Source organism: Thalassospira xiamenensis M-5 = DSM 17429 (assembly GCF_000300235.2).
In the GTDB taxonomy this organism is placed as follows: domain Bacteria; phylum Pseudomonadota; class Alphaproteobacteria; order Rhodospirillales; family Thalassospiraceae; genus Thalassospira; species Thalassospira xiamenensis.
Genome location: NZ_CP004388.1, coordinates 3,772,157 through 3,795,082 on the forward strand (window position 1 = coordinate 3,772,157; position 22,926 = coordinate 3,795,082).

Here is a 22,926-nt window from a genome sequence, read left to right on the forward strand (position 1 = left end):
AAAAAAACGGGTGCAGGAGACTGCGCCCGTTTTTTATGTGGTCCGACGACACGGCACAGATTGCACCGTCCCCTAGGAACCAATCAGATACAGCACACCCAGCAAAGCCGCGACAATAAGAATGAAAGTTCCCGCGACCGCCACAAATCGCATCACCGGATGCAGTTTGGCAAGTTCCGTGGTTTCATCGCTCTGTGATTTATGGCCGCCTGCTTCGCGTTCCTTGTGAAACCGGCGAAGCGCCTCATCGCCACTCATCGGTGGCATCTGCATCCGGTCGAGAACCGTTCCCTGATCACGACGATCAGATGCCGGTTCACCATTGCGATTATTGTCTGCGGTCATCAATCCCGGTCAGCGTTCGGCGGTCAGGCCGTCATCACCAGCACCAAGGTCCTGCGATTGGTAAACCGGCCACTTCCCCGCAGCAAGACGATCAAGCGACGGGCTGTCCTGCCCCAGACGCGAACGATACATCCAAAGGTTCGCCATCACACGCTCGATAAACAGGCGCGTTTCACGCGACGGAATGCTTTCGATGAAATAAAGCGGATCTTCGTTATCCTTCAGCGCCTTCTGCCAGCGCCCCAGATTGCCGATCCCGCCATTATAAGCCGCCATCAACTGCAAGAAGCCGTTATCGACCCCGTTCTGCCCCAGAAGATGATCGACATATTTCTGCCCCAGCGACAGGTTGACTTCCGGCTCGTAAAGTTCTGCACGCTTTTCACCGCGATAACGGGTATTGCCGATATAGCTTGCGGTTGCGGGCATCAGCTGCATCAAACCACGCGCCCCGGCGTGGCTCCGCGCCTCGGCATTGAAGCCGGATTCCTGACGCATCAACGCATAAATCAGCGCCCGGTCGACTTCATAACCGCCTTCCGGTGCCCAAGGCGGAATCGGATAAAGCGCATTGACGATGACCTCGCCGGTTTTCTGCGCGATATAACCGCCCAGACGCATGGTCAGCGACGCAAAATTCGCACTATCGGCAAGCGCCAGGGCCGCACGGCGCAGTTTGGCATCGTCGCTGGCTGCGGCCTTGCGCAATTCCTGTTCGGCCTCTTCACGCCTGTCGATCTGGATCAGGGCAAGGGCACGACGGCCATGCGGATCAAGCTTCAGCTTGTTGGCACGATTTTCATCAAGCGCCAGACTGTCCCAGTCAAACACGTCATCCCGGCCAAGCGACCGCAACGCCAGAAGCCCATAAAACGACCGCGGATATTCCGCGGCCATCTGCAACAATTTGTCCGCTTCAACAAAACGCCCGGCGGCCAGATCAATACGTGCCGCCCAGAACGCCCCGGCCGACCGCGTCCAGCTTGACGCATAGTCGTTCTTGGTCAGGGCCACAAAATGGTCATGCGCCTGATCCATCTTGCCCAGCCGCCACGCCGTCAGGCCCGCCGTCCAATGCGCCTGCGGCAGATATTTGCCCGACCGCTTTGCGGCTTCGGCGGCATGGCGCAAAGCCAGATCCGGCTTGCCGAAATAATAATATCCCGATGCAATCGACGTCCGCGCTTCGTCCTGCTCATAGGCATCAAACAAACGCTTGGTTTCCAGTGCCTCAAGCACCTCAAGCGCGCCTGTCGGCCAACCGCCGCCGATCCGCTGGCGAATGCGGCGTTTCAGAACCGAAGCGCGCGAACGCTGTGCCGATGAAAGGCTTTTGGTCGATTTATGGTGATAAGGACGGATGTCTTCGTAATCATATCCGGCACCGTTGACATACCCGCCCACCGGCTTTTTCGGATAGGTGGCATTGCCACGGCGCTGCAACGCCAGTTTGTAGATGGTCGGCGCTTCGGGCAGATCAGCATAAAGTGCCAGCCAATCCTTGAGTTCCTTGTAGCGCGACCGATACGCCGTCGGATGCAGATAGCGCTGTGCTTGGACATGCCCCATCAGCAGGTCATCGGACAGACGCGAAATCAGGTTGTCCGCATCTTTCCAGCGGCCCTGCTCCTGCACGGCAAAAATCTGTTCATAAAGTTCCGCATCACGCTTGGACAGCACAGTCGGTGTTTTGACCGATCCCGCATCATCACTGGCCGCAGGCGCACTAAGGGCGGCCTGTTCCTTGGTCGCCTGGGCGTCGGTTACAGGCAGCGCCAATGCAATGGCACCCAGTGCGGTAATGAAAACGGTGCGCCGAAATGCCGATATGGCACGCGGCAGGCTTGTTTGTAGTGCTTCGATCAAAACCAGTCTTTCCCCTACGAGACTCCGGCAAAGCCGTGTTTGTATCCCGAAGCAGTTTCTCGTCGCAACCTGTAGAGTGCGGTGTCCCCCCGCATTTGGCAGAGATATATACCAGCAAAAGCCGGTGCCGCGAAATGATTTCTCCGAAATCAACCACTTGGCGGGGGTGGCCGCACATTGCCTGCCCGCTGCATATCGGCCATGCATCGTGCGTTTCGTAAGGTAATTTACGACAATTTCTGCGCCACGGCCCGCAAATCGCGCCACGCCATCCGTTTCTGTTCCGGTGTCCGAAGCAGATAGGCCGGGTGGAACATCGCCGTCACATCGGCAACACTGGCAGCCCCCAGCGGAATTTCTTTCCACGTGCCCCGCAACCGGGTGATGCCGCGGTCTTCTTCCATCAGGGTCTTGGCCGCACTGCCGCCAAGGCAGATAACAACCTTTGGCCCGATCAGTTCAAGATGACGGCGGACAAATGGTTCGCACACCGCGATTTCGGCGGTGGTCGGCTGCCGGTTTCCCGGCGGACGCCACGGCAGGATATTGGTGATATAGACTTCCTCGCGCGCAAAGCCGATGGATCGCAACATCGCATCGAGCAACTTGCCGCTCGGTCCGACAAAGGGTTCGCCCTGCCGATCCTCTTCAGCACCTGGTGCCTCACCGACCAGCACCAAACGTGCTTCGGGGTTCCCCACGCCAAAGACGGTATTGCTGGCCGATTTCTTAAGCGCGCAGCCCTCGAACTTTTCGACCGCTTCCTTAAGATCGGCCAGATTTGTTGCCGCCGCGGCAAGATCACGGGCCGATTGCCGGGCTTCGTGTGGCGTATCGGATAACAGGAACCCCGCCCCCGGTGCCATTGGCGGCGGTGGGGTCATCGGGGTTGCACCACCGGCGGGCCGTGGCATCGCCGGGCGGGCGGCCGCGCCACCATTGGGCGGCAATGAAGCACGGCCGGGCTGGCCTGCTGCCTGTCGGCTCAGGCTTTCGGATGCCTTGAAACGGTCCAGCGGCTCGTCGGCGATTGCCTCGTCCGCGCCCATTTCAAACTGCCAGATCAATGCCTGCAGCGGGTCCAGGTTATTTACATCAAAATCTGTAATTGGTTTGCTCATCTACACAGGAACGGTGTATGTTGCGGCGCACTCTTTGGAATGGCGCATGGATTTCAATCGACTTTAACGATTTTGGATCACTTGCACCATATACAAACGTGACTCAAATCGGTACACCTATACCGATTAAACAATGAATGTGAGAAATCAGGGCTTGGGCGAGACTCTGATCGGTGAATACCGGCTTGTGACCCATACGGACGAAAACAGTCCGAAACGGTCGGCAGCCAAAGGAGAGAGGCCATATGGAACGCGAATCCATGGAATTTGACGTGGTTGTCGTCGGTGCCGGTGTATCCGGTCTGTCGGCTGCCATTCGACTGATGCAACTCGCCCAGGAACATGAAAAAGAAATCACCGTCTGTGTGGTGGAAAAAGGTTCCGAGGTCGGCGCGCATACGCTTTCGGGTGCGGTGATGGAACCGCGTTCGATGAACGAACTTTTCCCCGACTGGAAAGAACGCGGCGCACCGCTGAATGTCCCCGCTGGCAAGGACGAGTTCCTGATGCTGAGCGAAACCGGCGGTATCAAGCTCCCCACCCCGCCGCAAATGCATAACAAGGGCAACTATATCGTCAGCCTCGGCAATGTGTGCCGCTGGATGGGCGAACAGGCCGAAGCCATGGGGATCGAAGTTTATCCCGGCTTTGCCGCCGCCGAAGTCCTGTTTAACGAAGACGGCTCGGTCAAGGGGATCGCGACCGGCGATATGGGCATCCAGCGCGATGGCACGCCCGGCCCGAACCACGAACCGGGCATGGAACTGCATGCGAAATACACCTTCTTTGCCGAAGGCTGCCGTGGATCGCTTTCCGAACAGCTGATCAAAAAATTCGATCTTCGCAAAAATTCCGATCCGCAAACCTATGGCATCGGGATCAAGGAACTGTGGGAAGTTGATCCCGAAGTTCACGAAGAAGGCAAAATCACCCACACCACCGGCTGGCCGCTCGATAAAAACACCTATGGCGGGTCGTTCCTGTATCACCTTGATAACAATCAGGTCGTGGTCGGCTTCGTGATCGGGCTTGATTACGAAAACCCGCATCTCAGCCCGTTTGACGAATTCCAGCGGTTCAAAACCCATCCGAAAGTCCGCAAGATTTTCGAAAAGGGCCGCCGCATTTCATACGGTGCGCGTGCGCTGAACGAAGGCGGTTTTCAATCGATCCCCGATCTGGTCTTCCCCGGTGGCTGTCTGATCGGCTGTTCGGCCGGTTTCATGAATGTGCCGAAAATCAAGGGTTCGCACACCGCGATGAAGACCGGCATGCTCGCCGCCGAAGCCGCGTTCGAGGCGCTAACTGCCGAAACACCACCCGCCTCGATGGAAAGCTACCCGGAAAAGCTTAAAAACAGCTGGGTCTATCCCGAACTGCACAAGGTCCGCAACATCCGCCCAAGCTTCGCCAAATGGGGCTTCTGGGGCGGCATGGCCTATAGTGCGGTCGATACCTATCTGTTGGGCGGCAAGGCCCCCTGGACCTTCAAGAACCATGCGGACCATGCCTGCCTGAAACCGGCGGCCGACATGCCGAAAATCGACTATCCGAAACCGGATGGCGTGGTCAGCTTCGACAAGCTGTCTTCGGTGTTCCTGTCAAACACCAACCACGAAGAAGATCAGCCGATCCATCTGATGCTCAAGGATGCCAGCGTGCCGGTGAACGTCAATCTTGCGGTCTATGACGGGCCCGAAGCCCGCTTCTGCCCGGCTGGCGTTTACGAATTTGTCGCGGACGAGGACAAAGGCGGCAAACGCCTGCAAATCAACGCGCAGAACTGCGTGCATTGCAAGACGTGTGACATCAAGGACCCGACCCAGAACATCGTCTGGGTAGTACCCGAAGGGGGCGGTGGCCCGAACTATCCCAATATGTAATCGTCAAAAGGGCCGCGTCGTGCGGCCCTTTTTCGTAATGTCGATGATCGATATGCACCCTATTCCGGGGCATAACCAAATGCGGCGGGCGGATTGGCCGCCGTTTCGGTCCAGACACTTTTGGGCTGCATATATTCCATCAAGCCTTCCTTGCCGCTCGACCTTCCATAGCCACTGGCACCAAATCCGCCAAACGGCGACATGACATTGATCGTCTTGTAACTGTTGATCCAGAACGTCCCGGCCCGGACATTCGCCGCCACCCGGTGCGCCCGGTCCACCGATTGCGTCCACACCGCCCCGGCCAGACCAAATTTGCTGTCATTGGCAATCGCAACCGCCTCGGCCTCATCGTCAAACGGGATGACGGAAACCACCGGGCCAAAGATTTCCTCGCGCGCAATCGCCATCTCATTGCGCACATTGCCCAACACCGTCGGACGCAGGAAATAACCCTCCTCATACCCATCCGGGCGAACGCCCCCGGCCAGCAGTTCCGCGCCTTCTTTCTGGCCTGCTGCCACCAACCGGCGCACCGTCTGATATTGCGCGTCATTGTTGATCGGGCCGATCTGGGTTGCGCTATCCATCGGATCGCCGACCGGAATGCGATTGGCCCCATCGACCAGCATATCAAGGAAACGGTCAACCACATTACGCTGCACCAGCAACCGCGATCCCGCGACACAGCTTTGCCCCGCCCCGCTGAATATTGCGGCCTGTGCGCCCAGCACCGCCCGTTTAAGGTCGGCATCGCCAAACACGATATTGGCCGACTTGCCGCCAAGCTCCAGCACGCAGGGCACGATATTCTGGGCCGCCTGTGCGGCAATAATCGCCCCGGTGCGCGGCGATCCGACAAACACCACCTTGCGTGTCACGTCATGGGTGGTCGCCGCAACCCCGGTCGTGGTGCCAAGCCCGGTCAGAACCGTAATCACCCCATCGGGCAATCCGGCCTTTTTCGACAGAACCCCAAGGGCCAACGAGGTCAACGGCGTCATTTCCGATGGTTTCAGAACCGCCGCATTGCCGGTGCAAAGGGCCGGGGCCAACTGCCATCCGGCGGTAAAGATCGGCGCGTTCCACGGCGTAATCTGTGTCACCACGCCATACGGCTCGGGCCGGGTATAGTTCAGATGGCTGGTCGGCACCGGGATCACATCACCATGCAACTTGTCGGCCCAACCGGCGTAATATTCAAACATCTCGGCAACTTTAAGCACCTCGACCTTTGTATCGCGGATCGGCTTGCCCGCGCTCACGGTTTCCAGCAACGCCAACTGATCAAGGTGATCACGCACCTGCTGCCCGATCCGCCAAAGGATGCGGCCACGTTCGGCCGCCGTCATGCCCCACCAGACTTTCTGCCCGGCACTGGCCGCCTTCATTGCCGCATCGACAACCTCCGCCCCAGCATCCTTAAGCGTCACAAACGCCTTGCCGGTCGCCGGATCAATCAGGTCGAACATATCGCCACGTCCGGGCATCATCGCCCCATTGACCCAGCTTCCGATCTCATCGCTGCCAAAAAACGGCGCCATGGCCTTGTGATAGTCACGCGCCATCAGTTTGCTATCGCTGCTCATGATTTGGCTCCTGCATGGGTCGGGTCGCATTCGGTGATACGGTTGAAATCGGCATTGTCAGACAGCAGTTCCTCGCTCGCCGCCCAGATCTGCCCCGCCAGTTCCGAAACCGGCATCGCAACCTTCTTGTCCTTGGCCAACGCCATGGCAAGGCGCACATCCTTTCGCATCAATCCCATGGTAAAGCCGCTGTCAAAGGCCCCGTTCATCACCCATTTCGGATAATTGACCTCGCTGATCGCACTGCGGCCCGATCCGGCATTCAGGGCCGCGATCAGGTTTTCGGTGGTTACCCCCGCCGCATTGCCAAGCCGCACCGCCTCGCTCATGGTCAGAAGGTGACTTGCCACCAGCATGTTGTTAACGATCTTGACAGCATGACCCGCCCCCACCGGCCCGACATGGGTAATCTTCCCGCCCAGTGAATTCAGAACCGGCATCGCACGCGCCACATCGGCATCCCCGCCGCCAACCATCATGGTCAGATTGCCGCTATTGGCACCGGCCGGGCCGCCACTGACCGGGGCATCAATCAGGATATGCCCCTGCATGCGCAGCACCGCATCAAGTTCGCGGGTCACATCGGGCTCGGACGTGGTGGTATCAATCACCAATCGCGGATCGATATCGCGTCCGCCAAGGCCCTCATCACCGCCAAGAACCTTGCGCACATGGTTTGCCGTCGGCAATGACAGGATGATCGTCGGGCACGCCTCAAACAATTCGGACAGTCCGGCGACAATCGTCACCCCCGATGCGGCGGCCTTGGCCTGGCATTCCATCGAAACATCAAACCCGATGACCGAAAAACCATCCCGCAACAGGGTGCGCGCCATGCCCAACCCCATATTGCCAAGACCAACGACACCAGTGGTGCCGGTTTCTGGATTACTCACGATATTTGCCTCTTTGCTTTCAGACAGCCGGGCACAGCCGGTCAAGGCACGCGCCTTCCCGTCACGGCACCGATGCGGTCCGATGTGATTTTTTGATTTTGCCCCCGAACTTTCCGGTGGATACCCGGCGAACTCAAGATCAATTGCCGGAACATGTTGTTGCCGAAACAGCAACACATGTGGTCTGATTAGGTGATCAGGCACACCGCCCGAAACATCGACCACCATTGTCATGCAGTAACATCATGAAGATCGACGACAAGCCGCTGCGTTATTTCCTTGCCGTGTTCGAGGCCGGATCCATCCGCACCGCGGCCGAAAATCTGCGCATCGCCCCATCCGCGATCAGCCGCCAGATCGCCGCCCTCGAAGCCCATCTTGAAACGCTTCTGATGGAACGCACCAAACGCGGCATCATCTTTACGGAATCGGGCCATATGGTTGCCGCCCATGCCAGACGCCGCTTTGAAATGGACGAAGCCTTTTCGGTCGATCTGGCGGCTGCGCGCGGTGCCATTGCCGGAACCGTCCGCATTGCGACGGGCGAGGGCTTTGTGGTTGATCTGGTCAATCACGTTGTCCGCCCGCTTCGCGATGAATTCCCTGATATCCGCCTTGAAATCGATGTCGCGGGCACCGAAAAAATCACCCACGGCATCCTGCGCGATGATTACGATATGGGGCTTGTATTCAACCCGCCGCGCAATCCCGATCTGGAATTGCTGGCCGAGGATCACGCACCGCTTTGCGCCCTTGTCCCGCCGGGATTTGATCTGGCGAAAAAGGAAAGCTGCACGCTTTCCGATACGCTGAATTACCCGGCGGCCTTGCTTAACCCGCATTTTGGCGTTGCCAAACTTCTGGCCAATGTCGATCAGGGCAACCGGCTGGCCCGCGATGCGTTCCTGACCGCCGATTCGATCAATGTCGCGGTGCATTTCGTGCTGTCAGGCGGCGGCATCACCTTTCTTCCGGCCTTTGCCGTATCGCGACAATTACGCAGGGGCGAGGTGGTTGCGATCCCGATGACCGACCCTTTTCTCGCCCGTGTTCCATCCCATCTTCTGGTGCGCAAGGGACGCCCGAAAACCGCCGCTGTTCGGGCGGTTACCGGCATGATCCGCGACCGGATGGAAGCCTTCGGCTCCGCCTGGTATCCCGAAGAACACGCATAGCATCAAGGCACCTGTTGCCGTTCTGGCAACACAAGCATCCCAAAATGGCACTTGCTCCACCCCGGTCGAGTTTTCATTGTCGGACAAAATCCCCGGCGCCAAAAATGGCAGAATTGTGAAATATGCCAATGCCGGGATACCGCAGGGATGATGCAACAGTTCTGGCCTTTTTTGACCGTGGCCATGGTTGCGTCGAACACGCCACGTCAAGGAGACTGGGAAATGAACGCGCTTCGGGGACAATTGGAGCTCTGGCGGCTCCACCTCGCCGTTATCGTACTCGGCGCCATCGCCGAACTGATCGGCATTCAGAAAATTCCATTTGGCATCGGCGCGATTTTGCTGCTGCCGCTGCTTTACGCCTTCGTCATGGCGGCATTGATGAACCCCAATATCATGCCGAAATTCGGGAAATTCATCCGCCAGAAGGAAGTCAAGGCCGCATCGCCGCTGATCGTGATTGCGATCATGCCGTTTATTGCGAAATTCGGCACCACGATCGGCCCGGCAATCAATACCATCATCGATGCCGGTCCGGCCCTTCTGTTGCAGGAACTGGGCAACCTTGGCACCATCGTTCTGGCCTTCCCGCTGGCGGTCTGGGGCCTGAAAATGGGCCGCGAGGCGATTGGTGCGACCTTCTCGATTGCACGTGAACCCAACCTTGCGATCATCGCCGACCGCTATACCCTCAAAAGCCCCGAGGGCACGGGTGTGATGGGCGTTTACGTGATCGGCACCCTGTTTGGCACCTTCATCTTTGCCATTCTGGCGTCCCTTTTCGCCAGTGCGGATATCTTTGATCCGCGCGCCCTTGCCATGGCATGTGGCATCGGCAGTGGCTCGATGATGGCGGCCTGCACCGGCGCGCTGACCGAAGTCATCCCATCCATGAAGGACGAAATCCTTGCCCTTGCCGGGGCCAGCAACCTGCTGACCTATGCGACCGGGCTGTATGCCGGCCTGTTCATCGCCCTTCCGATTGTTGAAAAACTCTATAACGCGACGGCTGGCAAAAACGACATCGCCACCACAAACAAGAAGGAGGCCTGATCATGTCCGAGAACGCAATTGCAATGGAACGTACCCGTCCGAACATTGATCTGACAGATCACGCCGTCACTCTTGTCATCGTCTGCCTTGTCGGGCTGGTGATGAATACGGTCGGCCCGGCCATCCCGCTTGCCGATGGCTTTGTCGGCATGGTGGTGATTTATCTGATCACCATGGTCGGCCTGCTTCTGACCCGCTTTGCACCGTTTTACCTGCCAAGTGTCGCATGGATTTCGCTGGTCGGTATTCTTGCAACCCTGCCCTGGACCCCGGGGTCGGAATGGATCGTCGCACAGGCCAAATCGGTCAATTTCCTGGCCCTTGCCACCCCGGCCCTTGCCTATGCCGGTTTTGCGATTGCCAAAAAGGAAATCGAAGTCGCCAAGCATTCCGGCTGGAAACTGGCACTGGTTGCCTGCCTTGTCTTCCTTGGCACCTATGCCGGGTCGGTGCTGGTTGCCGAACTGATCCTCCGCCTGCAAGGCGTCTGATCCAACACCATATAAACGGGGGCCATCACGCCCCCGTTCTTTATGACACGCAACAGAGTATGCAGATGACTGTCACCCAATCCTCCCTTCATCCTCGCGCCACCGAACTCGTTGATGAATTCACCCAATGGCGACACCATCTGCATGCCCATCCCGAAACCGCGTTCGAGGAAAAGCTGACCAGCGCCTTTATCGCGCAAAAGCTTCAATCCTTCGGGCTCGATGTCAAAACCGGCATTGCCAGAACCGGCGTGGTCGCCACCCTTCACGGCAAAAAGGGTTCAGGTAAACGCATCGGCCTTCGCGCCGACATGGATGCGCTTGATATCCACGAAACCACCAATCTGCCCTATGCCTCGAAACATCCGGGCAAAATGCATGCCTGTGGCCATGATGGCCATATGACCATGCTGCTGGGGGCTGCCAAAATCCTCGCCGAAAATCCCGATTTCGCCGGCACGGTCGATTTCATCTTTCAGCCCGCCGAAGAAAACGAAGGCGGCGGGCGTGAAATGGTCGAAGAAGGCCTGTTTGACAGCCACCCGGCCGATGCGGTTTACGGCATGCATAACTGGCCCGGCCGCGATGTCGGCACCATGGCGATGAAGCCAGGCCCGATGATGGCCAGCTACGATATTTTTGAAATCATTGTGGATGGCCGGGGCTGCCATGCCGCCATGCCCCATCTGGGCCGCGATCCGATTACCGCTGCCGGTCAGGTACTGCTGGCCCTGCAAACCATTACCGCGCGCAATGTCAATCCGCTGCAAAGTGCGGTGATCTCGCCGACCCAGATTTTCGCGGGCGACACATGGAATGTCATCCCCGACACCGCCACCATCCGCGGTACGGTCCGCACCTTCGCGCCCGACATTCAGGATCTGGTCGAAGAACGGCTTAAAACCGTTGCCGATGCCACCGCGCGGGCCTTTGATTGCACCGCGCGCGTTATGTATCAGCGCCGCTACCCGGCCACGATCAACAGCGAAGCCGAAACCGGCATCGCCTTTGCCGCGGCCTCACGCGTCGTCGGCGCCGATCAGATCGACCAGAACCCCGAACCCTCCATGGCGAGCGAGGATTTCGCGTTCATGCTCAATGCCAAACCCGGAAGCTATGTCTGGCTTGGCAACGGCCCGACCGATGGCAACTGCCTTTTGCATAACGCCGCCTATGATTTCAATGACGCTGCCATCCCATACGGCATCAGTTACTGGATATCACTGGTCGAAGAATGCCTTTCCGCATGATTTTCTGACGGAAATATCGCATTTTCCTTGTCTAAGCCCCAATCTGCGCGTTCAATAGCCGCCCTTTTTTGACTGGCGATGGATGTGTGATGGAAATCGCGATTGTAACGCTTGATGGTTTTAACGAACTCGACAGTTTTGTCGCGCTCTCGATCCTGAACCGGGCCAAGGGCAATGGCCTTCGTGCCGTCATTACCGGCGCGGGCCAGTCCGTGACCTCGATGAACGGGATCGAAGTCAGGGTACAGGAACCGTTATCCTTCACCGCCACCGCCGACGTCGTCCTGTTTGGCAGTGGCATCCACACCCGCGATCATATCAATGATCCCGACCTGATGGCACAGATCAACCTTGATCCGTCACGCCAGATGATCGGTGCGCAATGTTCGGGTGTGCTGTTCCTGCATAAACTGGGCCTTCTGCCCGCAACCATCACGACGGATACCAAAACCCGGTCCCTTCTGGCGCGCACCGACACGGTCCTTGAAGACCGCCCGCTGGTCGCGCAGGGCAATATCGTCACCAGTGGCGGCTGCCTGTCGTCGCAATATCTGGCGGGATGGGTTCTGGCGCGTGCGCTTGGCACCGACAGGGCAATGTCGATCCTGGAATATGTCGCCCCGGTCGGCCAGAAATCTCAATTCACCAAACAGGCGCGCGACATCATCGTGCCGCAGCTTGATGTTCCGGCCAAACGCCCGCTTTACTGCTAGGCTCAGGACCCATCACGAGAACGTTTCTGGCTTTGCGCAACCACCTGTGGGAAGTCATCGTACAATCACGTATGCTGGCTCATGACCGGTTGCGCGAAATGGCAAATGTTTTGCCTTATATTTGCCGACTAGTTAGGGTTAGCTCAACAAAAGTTAGTGGCCCGCATTGAAGGCAAAAAATGCGGCCGGTTGCGAATTGCAGACGCAGGACAAGTTTTTGAAACGCCATCTGTTAAACATCGTCATTCCGATGACGGCTCTTGCCCTTTCGGCCTGTGGCACCATGTCGCAGCGCGCCGACCGTGCCGAGTTCGATTATCCGCAAAGCAACAGCTTCTCTGGCAACTTCCTTGCCGGCAAGGCCGCCCAGATCGAAAACCGCACGGATTATGCTTCGCGCTATCTGCTGCGCGCCCATGAAATCGACCCGGGCAACGATGATCTGCGCCGCCGCGCCTTTCTGGCCCTGATCGCCGAAGGCCGCATTGCGGACGCCGAACCGATTGCCCGCATACTGGTCGATGAAAACCCCGAAGACCTGTTTGCCGTGATGGCCGTCATGGATGCCGAAATCCGCGATCAGGATTATCAGGCCGCCCTTGATACCGTATCAACCCTGCCGCAACGCGGGATCACATCGCTGATTGTGCCGCTCGCCAAGGCATGGCTTTATACCGGCCTTGATCAGCCGCAAAACGCCATGACTGCCCTTAACGAATTGCAGGGCAACGGGTCGCTTAATCCGCTGTCGGAATATCATCGTGGCCTGATCCTTGCCTATTTCAATGACCTGAACGCCGCCGAAGTCGCCCTTGCCAGCGCCTATGGCGATCCGGCCGATGCGCCGCTCCGCGCGGCCGAAGCACTGGGGTCGGTCTACGAACGCAAAGGCCAGACGCAAAAGGCATCGCTTTTGTATGAAAGCTATATGGATCGCCATCCGCAGTCGCTGGCGATGCCCTATCACCTTGACCGTCTGGCAAAGGGCGAACCACCAACCAGCACGGTTGTGACCCCGGCATCGGGTCTGGCGGAGGCATATCTTGATATCGCGACCCTGCTCAGCCAGGAAAACGCGGTTGATCCGGCCCTGCTCATGGCGCGCTTTTCGCTGTCGCTGCGCCCCGGTGATGACATAACCCGCCTTCTGGTCGGCGAAATCATGGAAATCCAGAAACGCTTTGACGCGGCGATCATTGTCTATCAATCGATCCCCATCGAATCCCCGCATAGCTGGAACGCGCGCCTGCGCGCCGCCTCAAGCTATGAACAGCTTGGCAAGACCGACGATGCGATTGCCCTGCTCGAAACCATGGTCAATGAACGCAGCGACCGTCCCGATGCCCTGATCCAGCTTGGCGATATCCTCCGCTTTGATCAGGACTTCGCCGGTGCGGCCAATGCCTATGACCGGGCGATTGAACGTCTGGGCGGGGCCGATGCTGTCGGCTGGCGTCTGCTCTATCGTCGCGGCATTGCCTATGAACGCGCCGGAAACTGGCAAAAGGCCGAGGCCGATTTCCTCAAGGCGCTCGAACTTGAACCAGATCAGCCCTATGTCATGAACTATCTTGGCTATAGCTGGGTCGATATGGGCAAAAACTTCGATCAGGCCGAAGACATGCTCAAACGCGCGGTCGAACTGCAACCTGACGACGGTTACATCATCGATAGCCTTGGCTGGGTCTATTACAAGCTCGGCCGTTATGACGACGCCGTCGAACAGCTTGAAAAGGCGGTTGAACTCAAACCCGATGATCCGACCATCAATGATCATCTGGGCGATGCCTATTGGCAGACCGGCCGCTTCCACGAAGCCCGTTTCCAGTGGCACCGCGCCCTTTCCTTCAACCCGACCGAAGAACTGCGCGCCGATGTTCAGGCCAAGCTCGAAGGCAAAACACCCCTTGTTGGTGCGGTTGCCGCAAACTGATTGATCGGGGATATCGGGCATATGTCTTCGACCCATACCGAACCGGCCTCGGCCAAGCTGAACCTGTTCCTGCATGTCACCGGCAAACGCGACGATGGCTATCACCTGCTTGATAGCCTCGTCTGCTTTGCCGATTGCGGCGATGTGATTACCGCAACCGCGCGCGATGATGCTGAACTCACCCTTTCGATCACCGGCCCGATGGCGGGCGACCTTGCCACCGGCAATATCGAAGACAACCTGATCCTGCGCGCCGCCCGCCTGCTTCGGGCGGAGGGTGCGGTATCACAGGGTGCCGACCTCACACTTGAAAAAAACCTGCCGGTGGCATCGGGCATCGGCGGCGGATCGGCAGATGCCGCCGCCGCCCTTCGCGTGCTCTGCCGGGTCTGGCAGCTTGATATCCCGACCGACGCCCTTGAAAAACTCGCCCTTAAGCTCGGGGCCGATGTGCCGGTGTGTTTGCATGGCAAAACCGTTTTGATGCAGGGGATCGGGGAAAAGCTGATTGACCTGCCGGAATTGCCCAGCCTGTCACTGGTGCTGGTCAATCCGGGCAAGGCGGTTTCAACGCCTGAAATCTTTGCTGCGCGCGATGCCGCTTTTACCGACGAAAACCTGTGGGATCGCACGGCAAAGTTTAACAGCGGGGCATCGCTTGCCGCGGCCCTTCAGGACTGCCGCAACGACCTGACCCTTCCGGCATCGGGCATATTGCCCGAAATCTGTGACGTGCTAAATGCGCTGGCCCGCGAAGACGGCTGTCTGCTGGCCCGCATGTCAGGCAGCGGGGCGACCTGCTTTGCGATTTATGACACCAGCGATCAGGCAGAACGTGCCGCCAATGCCATCGCCGAAAGCCAGCCCGACTGGTGGGTACAGGCCACCGGAATTCAAACAATGCAGGATCGCGCACGCGCGCAAATCGGCGCATCCTTCCCGGCCTAAATCCCCGGCAAAAAAAGGTTCAAATAGAGGGTTGCACTCCGGCGCGGGGAACGCTATTTTCCGCGCCACACACGCTGATGGGGCGTGGCCAAGTGGTAAGGCATCGGTTTTTGGTATCGTGTACCGTAGGTTCGAATCCTACCGCCCCAGCCAAATGTGATTTTTCCAGTAAAATCAACGAGTTACTACCCTGCCATAGCGCGGGGTAGTACACGTTGGTGGTACACATTTGTTGTACTGCTGGGGCGGCTTGCAGCCATCAAATACCCTTTGTCTTCGAGCTACTTTACCCAATCCGGCATGTTCGTAAGAGCCTGCTGTCCGGGTAAAGTAATTGAAGGCCGTCCGTTAAGGTTCATATCAGCCCGATAAACAGGATCATCCGTAAGTTCCTTGATGATCTCGTTACGCCTGCGCCGTATCACTGCCAATGACACTTCGGGGCTTTCGGTAAGGAACTCTGACATTTCCTCCTGATAGTGCATGATTGCTTGAACCACTAACGCACCGTTGGTTTCCTGCCCCATACCATCTGACTTAGAAAGAATGCGGCTCAAGAAAACCTCCCCTTCATCCGCCGTCTCTTTGATACGTGCTCCGCTAGTTTCTATTTGAGACTTATAGCGGTACTGCGAGCCCCATCTGGCGATCAAGCGTCCCATAGTAGACGCATCAATGCTTTTGCTCTTAACCGCCTCCAGAACATCCTGAACCGTCGCATCGCCACGGATGATGTCCACTTCAAGCTGACCGGCAGCGGCTACAAGTTCCGGGGTCATGTTCACGTCGGCCTGTGCATTCATCCGCTGAGACCACGCAGATCGCAATGGGGAGACCAGTGGCGCATAGTTCGGGTCATTCGCAAGTTCCGCCAGAAGCGGCTCATGGTCCTTCCCCGGCTCCAGAAGCACCGCTGAGAGGCTTTCAGCAAACTTCAGGTCTCTTGCGTCCGCGTCCTGTTGATCCTTCTCAGCACGTTCACGCTGTTTCTGGATGTACGGGATATTGGCCGCGTTGTTCTCCAGCATTAGCCTGCGATTTGTCTGACCGCATGACCAACTTATAGAGGCCACTTTCGGAAATGAGCCAAACTGCGCGGCCCCTCCCGAGGTTAAGTGAGGCTCGACCGCACAATTGTTTTTCGGCATCGTCAAGGTGATCATACATCCCGCCGTAATGGGAAAGACCCAACACGTCGCGGCAATCCGCAGCCACAAACCAAGGGGCACCATCAATCGTCACAACCCGGATGTCATGCTTGTGGTTCGGACCTTTGGTTGGGCTGGTCTGGAAGGTGAAGGTGGTCAGTGTATTAGCGGTTCTTTTTGGGGAACGATAACTTGAAAAGAGAATTTAAAATCAGAACCAACAAATAAAAACACTATTGATCATTTTTACCTAATATGATAAGTAAAAACTTTTAAGGAGATATATTTATGAGAGTAGCTATAGAGAACGTGAATACAGTTAAAAGCAAAAACCCAAGAACGCAGGCAAAATATGATCTTAATGAGAAAATTTCACCTTATGAATTACTAAAAAAAATAAAGAAATCTTATAGAATATTTAAAGGATAATATTAAAATTTAAACCAACCAAGCGTTCGCTTGCTCCTTAAGTTTCGCCTCCATGCGGTTGAACTCCTCGATATACCGGAGCTTGAACTGCATGGTTTTCTTGCCGGTGTACCCCATGACCAGCAGCGTGAAGCCATCCTTGGTCATATCCCAAGAGCGATACGTCTGTTTGTTCTGCGGGTTAACATACGGCTTTGGGAAGAACATGCGGAGGTCTCCTGAGATTTCAGGACGCCTCACTTGCATCACGAGCTTTTCAACATCGTAAAGCACATTGTCATGGCGCTTCCCAAAGAACTCCGCCACGTCCCGGCTATTGGCGAACGCTTGGTTGTCTTTGAGGGTGACGATAGGTGCTGTGTTGGTCGTGGAGTGCTTTTGGTGGTGCCCCGGAAGGAGCAAATGACCCGTCACTGGAAAGCTTCAATGATGCCTATACGGAAATATTACCGCAATGTTTCCAAAGGTCGAAAAGCGCTCGGAAAGTGGGCGGGTTATAGGGCGAAATGGGAAAAAAATCAACAAAACTTTCTCGGTTTTCCGCCGTTTTTTGGGTCACTCGTCGTTGACAAAACAAAAGAAGAACGCGACTATACGTTTGACCAAGAAAAAGCCCATGACTTGCAGGTCACGGGCTTTACTTAAATCTCCCATATCAGTCCAATTTCTGGAGCCGCTATGGGGCGATATCAAGCTTACAAGTACAGTTTGTACCAATTTGGTATCTCTGGTCAAGCGGCCCCTACCATTCAGTGTAAGGATTAAGACCGATGACTAAACGTATTGCAGACGCCCGTGCTGATGAGGATGGCGATATCACCCATGTTCGTTTCGAGGGAAACACTCGTTTTACAAGCGTAGAACGGGCAATTCCGATGGCAGAACGTGGAGAGATCGAAAACACGCATGTCGTGCATCCAACTGATGGACGCAAAGACCACCTCAGGACTAATCCTGATGGTCGGAACTACAACAATCTTGATGATATGGCTGGCGATAAGTAACCAGAGATAAATCTCGGAGCCGCACCTAGACAATTTGGGTGCGGCTCTACCCTCCACCTATTTTCCGACAATAACAAAACATACCGTTAGCAACCTTGTCCCCCTAGCCTCGTTATGAGATATTCGGAGGGACCAAAGGTTAGCTTGAAGCCAACCCTTGGCCTCGTTACGGGTTACTGATCAGGTCTGTTAAACGCCAATTCAACAATTAGCCTGATCAGTTCCCTTACGAGGAGCCTCAGCAGCAATCCCCGCCTGCCTGCTGGCTTCCTGATCTACCCGTTCATTCTCGGGGTGCCCTGCGTGTCCCTTGGTCCATTCCCAAGTGACCTCATGCTTCTGACAAAGCTGATCCAGCTTTTGCCATAGCTCAGCATTCTTGACCGGCTTGCTCCCTGATTTGTTCAAAGACCAGTCCTGGGCTTTCCATTTGATGATCCAACTGGTCATCCCATCGACCACATAGCGACTATCGGTTACTACATGAACGACACGAGGCGACTTGAGCGCTTCCAGTCCTTTGATAACGGCAGTTAGCTCCATCCGGTTATTGGTCGTATGGCGGTCTTTACCGGCCCTGAGCCTCTCTTTACCGGGCTTCCGTAGCAAATAAGCCCACCCACCGGGGCCGGGGTTTCCGAGGCAAGCGCCATCGGCAAACAATTCAATTTTGGTCATTGGTCAGTACCTTGTACAGGGAAGTTCATTAACTCATGAAAAAAGACCCCATACTTTGAAGCATGGGTTCATAGCTGTGTGGTTGATTGGAAAGGACAGGAAACAGGGAGAGACAAGACCACTCAAAGAGACCTTGAGAGGACTTGAAGCAGACCTTAAGCAGGCTTGAAGCTGGCTATGAGCGGAGCACGGCCATACTTAAAGACAACAACAGTATGTTGACTAGATTGAGCCTGTTTAAACACCTTAAGTCACCCGTCTTACTGACCCCTTTCAGGTGCCCGGACCCTATCGAGCGTCACCACTTCTCGATAAGTCCTATGCCCGGTTCACGCTTTGCACATTGCCCTTTTCAGGGGAGAGGTGGCTCATGCCGAGAAGGCTAAACAGTAAGGAGGTGACTGACACGAAACTCGTTGTTGACTGAGTGTCGCCCGCCGTCACACCTGAGCAGAGTTTCCCCTTCTCTTAGGTGCAACCTAATCACATATCGCTTAAAGCCGATTTTCGGGCGATGGAGAGGATTTGGGTTTCTTGGTTGAATGGGTGCCGTTTTCCCAGAAGGCCTCTGTGCGGGCTTCTGGCGAGCCATGTGTTGACTTTAAGCTTGGTCATCCCGCCAGCTAGAACAAGCGAACAGATGATAATAGATTGATGTGGTATATAAATACCACCTCCCTCAAAGGTGCAACCTAATAACCCTTCTATCTCGTAATCGAAGGCCAATAGCTGGCTATCATCTGGCACACAGCCTCGATGTTTTTCTGGCGTGTAGCGTTTTGTGGTGGTGCAGAAAAAACCTCACCACACTGTATATCAATCGACATGCAAAACTTGTTCGAGACCAAATTATCACCGCTTAAGTTTTGATCTACGTGCATTCGCAAAATGGTCGCGGCAAACATTCCCATTTCACGGCGTTTCGATTTTGCAGCTTCAGTCTCGGAGTTATCCTGAGTCATTCGTAAGATAGCTGCGCCCCGCTGTTTAACCCCCTTGATTAATCCTTCGACAATCAAGTCGGCGTAAACTGAAACTCGTACATTAGAAATTACAAGGTGTGATTGGTTCTTTGGCGATGGATGGAAATCGTATGCAGAAAGCTTATTTGACATCCTCGCAATGCTTTTAAGAACTTCGATAGAATTTGATGCATCATCTTGCATCAATGAGCTAACAGCCGGGTCTTCCATTCGTTGCTCAAACATTTGTTCAGCATTAAGTAGAAGATCAAGATTTCTAGTGCGGTCTGATAAAAACTTGTTTATTACGCTGCGCACATCTTTATAGCGGATCACTGTGGATGTAGACGGGAACTTGGCTCGCTTAAGAATTCCTAGTCTCCCCTGATCAGTCGCCATCATGTAGTTTGCAAGTTCATTTGCAGATAGGCGTGGAGCGTTGTTAACCCTCGGAGCAGCAGCCATGGATGATATCCTCGCCAGCACAACTTTATCAGATGGCTCGAATATACACATTGCAACCCTGTCGCGCAAAACGATTGTAAATTCAGGCGCAGAACACTTGGGGTTTGATGGGTACTTTCTATTTGAGGCGATAGATCGACCCGAAGTAAAGGGGATCAGCGTACTTGCCAAAGTTGCATCACTAGATGCGGCATTTCGGCTTATCGACTTGTGGGACACAAGAGACAGAAACCAACAGAACCCTATCGCCTAAGCTTAGCAACAAAAGGCTTTTATTTCGCAACTCGATCCAAAAGCCTTTTGACTTGCGGTGCCTGCCACTTGCCGCCTCTTGGCGTTGCAATCCCTGCTGAGTTAAGCGCGGAAGCTATTGCTCGCATACTATCCCCCCTCTCCCGCATTGGAACCACGATATTCTCCAGCTTACCAGCTCGCTGTTGCGCTTGAGCCTTAAGCACGTCATTCCGCTTCATGGTGCTGTCCCGGAGACCACCAAGCTTAACCCCTCTCCGCTTAGCCTCTTTGAGTGCAGCCTTGGTACGCTGAGAGATAAACTCACGCTCCTGTTCGGCCAGTGCGGCATAGATATGTAGCTGGAATGGTGTGGCGGTCGGCATTGCCGCAACGCGGAAGTCTAACCGCTTGTCTTCCATGAGTTGCGAGATGAACGACACCTTGCGGCTTAGTCGGTCAAGCTTCGCAACAAGCAGTGTGGCCTTGGCAGTCTTGGCATGTTCAATAGCCTTGAGTAACTCCGGGCGGTCATCATCCTTACCTGATTGCACATCAAGATACTCCCCGATCACTTCGAAAGGCTCAGGGCTGAACGTATCCAGATAGAGGGTAATATCTCTCGTTTGCGCTTCCAGCCCCAATCCACTCCGCCCTTGATCTGCTGTACTCACACGCTTGTAGATCACATATTGCTGCATGGTCCCCACCTGCTTCACTACCTTGTTACAGGCACATAAGACAGGATGTTACAAATGTCAACGAACGTTGTGAGTGTTACAACGGAACTTTCCGGTAAGAATGAAGGCACTCCAACTACCCACCCCTCCCCTTTGCGTTATAGCCACAGCATACGAGAACGAAATGACATCAGCCCCCACGGGGGGAAGTTACTGCTTCGGTCATAGCGTATGCCCATTCAGATTTTTGACCCCAAAAGCCCCCCGCATGACCTCAAATTCCCACTTAATGAACGGCTTCTTGTGACCAAAGATCGCTTCAAGTATCGCGGCGAGAGATGAAGCTGTCTTCCCGGTGTGAGGGCACGGCCAGATGTCCTTACCTAATGCTTCGACAATCGGACTAATCTTGGCTGCGGTGTTATTGATAAAGCGCCAACGCCCCCAAACACCCTCAACCTCCCGGTCATGCCGTTCAGTTTCAAGTTTGTTCCATTGTGCATATTTAGAAGGCTCCCAATAGAGAGACCCAAAGTAAGGCAAGCGAATGAAACCGCGTTCGACTTCGAAGCTGTGACCAATGGTGAAACGCATGATTTTTCCTCGTGCATATGGTTGAAAACACGCCAACCATGGGTCACCACGAGTCATATCGTCAACATAAAAAAAATCAACAATATCAATTGACTAATACACATGTGGAGAGCACCCCCGAGCCGTCTCAAGCCCAACAATCGTTTGATCTTTTACACTTGTGGATCACATGCTAGGAAAATTTCCGCTTTCAGGAGATCATCCTCCTTACGCAACAAATTTTGAGCCCCGGTGGTCTTGTAAAAAGCATCATGCTCCGCTTGAAACCGCGAGAGGTCGAATAATAGGCCCTACAGTTAGAAAGCCTACTGGAACGCCTCTAATGAGCCGAAAGTCCAATCACTCTGACACCATAAATCAACACACGACACCAACCCATAATTCAACTTTGAGAAGTACGCACCACAAATATAAGAAACTCAAAATAAACAAGTTCACAGACCAGCCATCTATACGATAGGATACTCGCAATTGTTACTTTTACACGAGGTAACCAGATGGCGACATACCACGTACTGGCGCTCTCCGGCGGAGGCTTCAGAGGACTTTATACAGCAACGGCACTTGAGATATTAGAAAAGTCTGCTGGTGAACCACTCGCGAGAAAGTTTGATCTAATCTGCGGCACGTCAGCAGGTGGCTTATTGGCTTTAGGCCTCGCAAACGAGCACTCTGCATCTGAATTGAAGAAGTTGTTCGTAGACAATGGAACTTCAATTTTCCAAAATCGTAGCCTGCCAAGAAAAATCTTTGGTTTTTGGTGGTGCGCAAAACACTCGCAAAGCGGATTAAAAAGCTCTCTAGAGAAGATTTTTAAAAACACTCAAATAGGCGACCTCAAACACCCGGTCCTCATTTCCACGATTAACTACTCGACCGGCTTATTCAAAACCTTCAAGACTCCCCACCATCAAGACTTCAGTCGTGATTGGGAATTACCGATCATTGATGCCGCCCTCGCCACCTCGGCAGCACCTGTATATTTTCCTCTGTTCAGAAATGAACGCGGAGTGTTTGCGGACGGTGGATTGGCCGCAAATGCTCCCGGACTGCTGGGTGTACATGAGCTCAAACATTTTTTAGGTGCAACTGATAAGGACGTCATTCGCGTTCTTTCAATCGGGACGATGACTAAAGGAGCAACCTTTAGCGGGAAGAACCTAGACCGAGGCTTCTTCCGATGGAGGGCCAAAATATTTGACCTGACAATTTCTGCCCAAGAGTCTCTAACCCATTACATGTTGTCACATACTCTCGGTGACAATTACTTCCAGATTGATGATGCGATCACTCCCGACCAAAGCAAAGATATCGATAAACTCGACAACGCGAGCGAAAGCGCGAAGAGCACACTAATCTCGAGAGGCGATCATGCCGCGCAGGCAGCCCTTGGTGATCACAGATTCAAAGAATTTATGCACCACACTGCAGCTCAGCCCATATTTTTCCATGGCCCTCAAAAGAACGGATAG

24 protein-coding genes and 1 tRNA gene are annotated in these 22,926 nt (G+C 55.0%); 13 read left to right on the plus strand and 12 right to left on the minus strand.

The features are described 5' to 3' along the window. Positions 1-72 precede the first annotated feature (72 nt). The 3 genes from TH3_RS17565 to TH3_RS17575 all read right to left on the minus strand — a co-directional run bounded on the left by TH3_RS17565 (position 73) and on the right by TH3_RS17575 (position 3,332). On the minus strand, positions 73-345 hold the full coding sequence (locus TH3_RS17565) for a hypothetical protein (RefSeq protein WP_007090239.1): 273 nt from the start codon (positions 343-345) through the stop codon (positions 73-75). Between the two features lie 9 nt (positions 346-354). Then, the gene (locus tag TH3_RS17570; protein ID WP_007090240.1) at positions 355-2,211 is read right to left on the minus strand and encodes a lytic transglycosylase domain-containing protein; all 1,857 of its coding nucleotides are present in this window, start codon (positions 2,209-2,211) and stop codon (positions 355-357) included. A 227-nt stretch (positions 2,212-2,438) separates the two neighbouring features. Continuing rightward, complete coding sequence (locus TH3_RS17575; protein WP_007090241.1) at positions 2,439-3,332, minus strand: uracil-DNA glycosylase; 894 nt, start codon at positions 3,330-3,332, stop codon at positions 2,439-2,441. Positions 3,333-3,577: 245 nt separating this feature from the next. Here TH3_RS17575 and TH3_RS17580 point away from each other — a divergent pair, with 245 nt between their 5' ends. Further along, a complete protein-coding gene (locus tag TH3_RS17580; protein ID WP_007090242.1) occupies positions 3,578-5,215 on the plus strand; it encodes an electron transfer flavoprotein-ubiquinone oxidoreductase in 1,638 nt (545 codons plus the stop codon). A gap of 59 nt (positions 5,216-5,274) precedes the next feature. Here TH3_RS17580 and TH3_RS17585 read toward each other — a convergent pair whose 3' ends face one another. Together TH3_RS17585 and TH3_RS17590 are read right to left on the minus strand one after the other, a co-directional pair. Further along, positions 5,275-6,804 (minus strand): aldehyde dehydrogenase family protein, encoded by a 1,530-nt coding sequence (locus TH3_RS17585; RefSeq protein ID WP_007090243.1) that lies wholly within the window; start codon positions 6,802-6,804, stop codon positions 5,275-5,277. After that, complete coding sequence (locus TH3_RS17590) at positions 6,801-7,700, minus strand: NAD(P)-dependent oxidoreductase (protein ID WP_040061198.1); 900 nt, start codon at positions 7,698-7,700, stop codon at positions 6,801-6,803. The genes TH3_RS17585 and TH3_RS17590 overlap by 4 nt, the downstream gene beginning before the upstream one ends. 245 nt (positions 7,701-7,945) lie before the next feature. On the opposite strand from TH3_RS17590, the gene TH3_RS17595 reads away from it, so the two are divergent. The 8 genes from TH3_RS17595 to TH3_RS17630 all read left to right on the plus strand — a co-directional run bounded on the left by TH3_RS17595 (position 7,946) and on the right by TH3_RS17630 (position 15,416). Then, entirely contained in the window at positions 7,946-8,875 is a 930-nt protein-coding gene (locus tag TH3_RS17595; RefSeq protein ID WP_007090245.1) for a LysR family transcriptional regulator, read from the plus strand. Between the two features lie 222 nt (positions 8,876-9,097). Continuing rightward, a complete protein-coding gene (locus TH3_RS17600; RefSeq protein ID WP_007090246.1) occupies positions 9,098-9,928 on the plus strand; it encodes a DUF3100 domain-containing protein in 831 nt (276 codons plus the stop codon). Between the two features lie 2 nt (positions 9,929-9,930). Beyond that, positions 9,931-10,419 (plus strand): hypothetical protein, encoded by a 489-nt coding sequence (locus TH3_RS17605; protein WP_007090247.1) that lies wholly within the window; start codon positions 9,931-9,933, stop codon positions 10,417-10,419. Positions 10,420-10,484: 65 nt separating this feature from the next. Then, a complete protein-coding gene (locus TH3_RS17610) occupies positions 10,485-11,669 on the plus strand; it encodes a M20 aminoacylase family protein (RefSeq protein ID WP_007090248.1) in 1,185 nt (394 codons plus the stop codon). Between the two features lie 89 nt (positions 11,670-11,758). Continuing rightward, positions 11,759-12,382: a DJ-1/PfpI family protein gene (locus TH3_RS17615; protein ID WP_007090249.1), complete on the plus strand. Its 624-nt coding sequence runs from the start codon at positions 11,759-11,761 to the stop codon at positions 12,380-12,382. A 217-nt stretch (positions 12,383-12,599) separates the two neighbouring features. After that, positions 12,600-14,315, plus strand: coding sequence for a tetratricopeptide repeat protein (locus TH3_RS17620; RefSeq protein ID WP_052268432.1), 1,716 nt, complete (start codon positions 12,600-12,602; stop codon positions 14,313-14,315). A 21-nt stretch (positions 14,316-14,336) separates the two neighbouring features. Next, a complete protein-coding gene (locus TH3_RS17625) occupies positions 14,337-15,263 on the plus strand; it encodes a 4-(cytidine 5'-diphospho)-2-C-methyl-D-erythritol kinase (protein ID WP_007090251.1) in 927 nt (308 codons plus the stop codon). A 78-nt stretch (positions 15,264-15,341) separates the two neighbouring features. Next, positions 15,342-15,416, plus strand: a tRNA-Gln gene (locus TH3_RS17630). A 128-nt stretch (positions 15,417-15,544) separates the two neighbouring features. Here TH3_RS17630 and TH3_RS17635 read toward each other — a convergent pair. From TH3_RS17635 to TH3_RS17640, 3 genes are all read right to left on the minus strand, one after another. Continuing rightward, complete coding sequence (locus TH3_RS17635; RefSeq protein ID WP_076519552.1) at positions 15,545-16,291, minus strand: hypothetical protein; 747 nt, start codon at positions 16,289-16,291, stop codon at positions 15,545-15,547. Continuing rightward, on the minus strand, positions 16,242-16,505 hold the full coding sequence (locus TH3_RS23595; RefSeq protein ID WP_076519554.1) for a BRO-N domain-containing protein: 264 nt from the start codon (positions 16,503-16,505) through the stop codon (positions 16,242-16,244). Before TH3_RS23595 ends, TH3_RS17635 begins: the two co-directional genes overlap by 50 nt. Positions 16,506-16,849: 344 nt before the next feature. Then, the gene (locus tag TH3_RS17640; protein WP_082242514.1) at positions 16,850-17,254 is read right to left on the minus strand and encodes a Rha family transcriptional regulator; all 405 of its coding nucleotides are present in this window, start codon (positions 17,252-17,254) and stop codon (positions 16,850-16,852) included. Between TH3_RS17640 and TH3_RS17645 the strand changes: the two genes are divergently transcribed. Both TH3_RS17645 and TH3_RS17650 read left to right on the plus strand, forming a co-directional pair. Beyond that, complete coding sequence (locus TH3_RS17645; RefSeq protein ID WP_007090254.1) at positions 17,243-17,485, plus strand: hypothetical protein; 243 nt, start codon at positions 17,243-17,245, stop codon at positions 17,483-17,485. The genes TH3_RS17640 and TH3_RS17645 overlap by 12 nt on opposite strands. Before the next feature lie 125 nt (positions 17,486-17,610). Further along, entirely contained in the window at positions 17,611-17,844 is a 234-nt protein-coding gene (locus TH3_RS17650; RefSeq protein ID WP_007090255.1) for a DUF3892 domain-containing protein, read from the plus strand. A 201-nt stretch (positions 17,845-18,045) separates the two neighbouring features. Here the strand turns inward: TH3_RS17650 and rnhA are convergent, their stop codons facing one another. Then, positions 18,046-18,522: a ribonuclease HI gene (gene rnhA / locus TH3_RS17655; RefSeq protein ID WP_007090256.1), complete on the minus strand. Its 477-nt coding sequence runs from the start codon at positions 18,520-18,522 to the stop codon at positions 18,046-18,048. A gap of 704 nt (positions 18,523-19,226) precedes the next feature. Further along, complete coding sequence (locus tag TH3_RS17660; RefSeq protein WP_007090257.1) at positions 19,227-19,949, minus strand: hypothetical protein; 723 nt, start codon at positions 19,947-19,949, stop codon at positions 19,227-19,229. On the opposite strand from TH3_RS17660, the gene TH3_RS17665 reads away from it, so the two are divergent. Continuing rightward, complete coding sequence (locus tag TH3_RS17665; protein ID WP_007090258.1) at positions 19,948-20,202, plus strand: hypothetical protein; 255 nt, start codon at positions 19,948-19,950, stop codon at positions 20,200-20,202. The genes TH3_RS17660 and TH3_RS17665 overlap by 2 nt on opposite strands. A gap of 19 nt (positions 20,203-20,221) precedes the next feature. Here TH3_RS17665 and TH3_RS17670 read toward each other — a convergent pair whose 3' ends face one another. Both TH3_RS17670 and TH3_RS17675 read right to left on the minus strand, forming a co-directional pair. Continuing rightward, positions 20,222-20,881, minus strand: coding sequence for a recombinase family protein (locus TH3_RS17670; RefSeq protein WP_007090259.1), 660 nt, complete (start codon positions 20,879-20,881; stop codon positions 20,222-20,224). A 201-nt stretch (positions 20,882-21,082) separates the two neighbouring features. After that, positions 21,083-21,454, minus strand: coding sequence for a hypothetical protein (locus TH3_RS17675; protein WP_007090260.1), 372 nt, complete (start codon positions 21,452-21,454; stop codon positions 21,083-21,085). Between the two features lie 497 nt (positions 21,455-21,951). Here TH3_RS17675 and TH3_RS17680 point away from each other — a divergent pair, with 497 nt between their 5' ends. Further along, the gene (locus TH3_RS17680; protein WP_007090261.1) at positions 21,952-22,926 is read left to right on the plus strand and encodes a CBASS cGAMP-activated phospholipase; all 975 of its coding nucleotides are present in this window, start codon (positions 21,952-21,954) and stop codon (positions 22,924-22,926) included.

What these genes read in the sequence shown, in the direction of transcription:
- TH3_RS17565 (WP_007090239.1), bottom strand. Translation starts at nt 345, where the DNA reads ATGACCGCAGACAATAATCGCAATGGTGAACCGGCATCTGATCGTCGT.
- TH3_RS17575 (WP_007090241.1), bottom strand. Translation starts at nt 3,332, where the DNA reads ATGAGCAAACCAATTACAGATTTTGATGTAAATAACCTGGACCCGCTG.
- TH3_RS17580 (WP_007090242.1), top strand. Translation starts at nt 3,578, where the DNA reads ATGGAACGCGAATCCATGGAATTTGACGTGGTTGTCGTCGGTGCCGGT.
- TH3_RS17585 (WP_007090243.1), bottom strand. Translation starts at nt 6,804, where the DNA reads ATGAGCAGCGATAGCAAACTGATGGCGCGTGACTATCACAAGGCCATG.
- TH3_RS17595 (WP_007090245.1), top strand. Translation starts at nt 7,946, where the DNA reads ATGAAGATCGACGACAAGCCGCTGCGTTATTTCCTTGCCGTGTTCGAG.
- TH3_RS17600 (WP_007090246.1), top strand. Translation starts at nt 9,098, where the DNA reads ATGAACGCGCTTCGGGGACAATTGGAGCTCTGGCGGCTCCACCTCGCC.
- TH3_RS17605 (WP_007090247.1), top strand. Translation starts at nt 9,931, where the DNA reads ATGTCCGAGAACGCAATTGCAATGGAACGTACCCGTCCGAACATTGAT.
- TH3_RS17610 (WP_007090248.1), top strand. Translation starts at nt 10,485, where the DNA reads ATGACTGTCACCCAATCCTCCCTTCATCCTCGCGCCACCGAACTCGTT.
- TH3_RS17615 (WP_007090249.1), top strand. Translation starts at nt 11,759, where the DNA reads ATGGAAATCGCGATTGTAACGCTTGATGGTTTTAACGAACTCGACAGT.
- TH3_RS17625 (WP_007090251.1), top strand. Translation starts at nt 14,337, where the DNA reads ATGTCTTCGACCCATACCGAACCGGCCTCGGCCAAGCTGAACCTGTTC.
- TH3_RS17635 (WP_076519552.1), bottom strand. Translation starts at nt 16,291, where the DNA reads ATGCTGGAGAACAACGCGGCCAATATCCCGTACATCCAGAAACAGCGT.
- TH3_RS17645 (WP_007090254.1), top strand. Translation starts at nt 17,243, where the DNA reads ATGACCCGTCACTGGAAAGCTTCAATGATGCCTATACGGAAATATTAC.
- TH3_RS17650 (WP_007090255.1), top strand. Translation starts at nt 17,611, where the DNA reads ATGACTAAACGTATTGCAGACGCCCGTGCTGATGAGGATGGCGATATC.
- rnhA (WP_007090256.1), bottom strand. Translation starts at nt 18,522, where the DNA reads ATGACCAAAATTGAATTGTTTGCCGATGGCGCTTGCCTCGGAAACCCC.
- TH3_RS17665 (WP_007090258.1), top strand. Translation starts at nt 19,948, where the DNA reads ATGGATGATATCCTCGCCAGCACAACTTTATCAGATGGCTCGAATATA.
- TH3_RS17660 (WP_007090257.1), bottom strand. Translation starts at nt 19,949, where the DNA reads ATGGCTGCTGCTCCGAGGGTTAACAACGCTCCACGCCTATCTGCAAAT.
- TH3_RS17670 (WP_007090259.1), bottom strand. Translation starts at nt 20,881, where the DNA reads ATGCAGCAATATGTGATCTACAAGCGTGTGAGTACAGCAGATCAAGGG.
- TH3_RS17675 (WP_007090260.1), bottom strand. Translation starts at nt 21,454, where the DNA reads ATGCGTTTCACCATTGGTCACAGCTTCGAAGTCGAACGCGGTTTCATT.
- TH3_RS17680 (WP_007090261.1), top strand. Translation starts at nt 21,952, where the DNA reads ATGGCGACATACCACGTACTGGCGCTCTCCGGCGGAGGCTTCAGAGGA.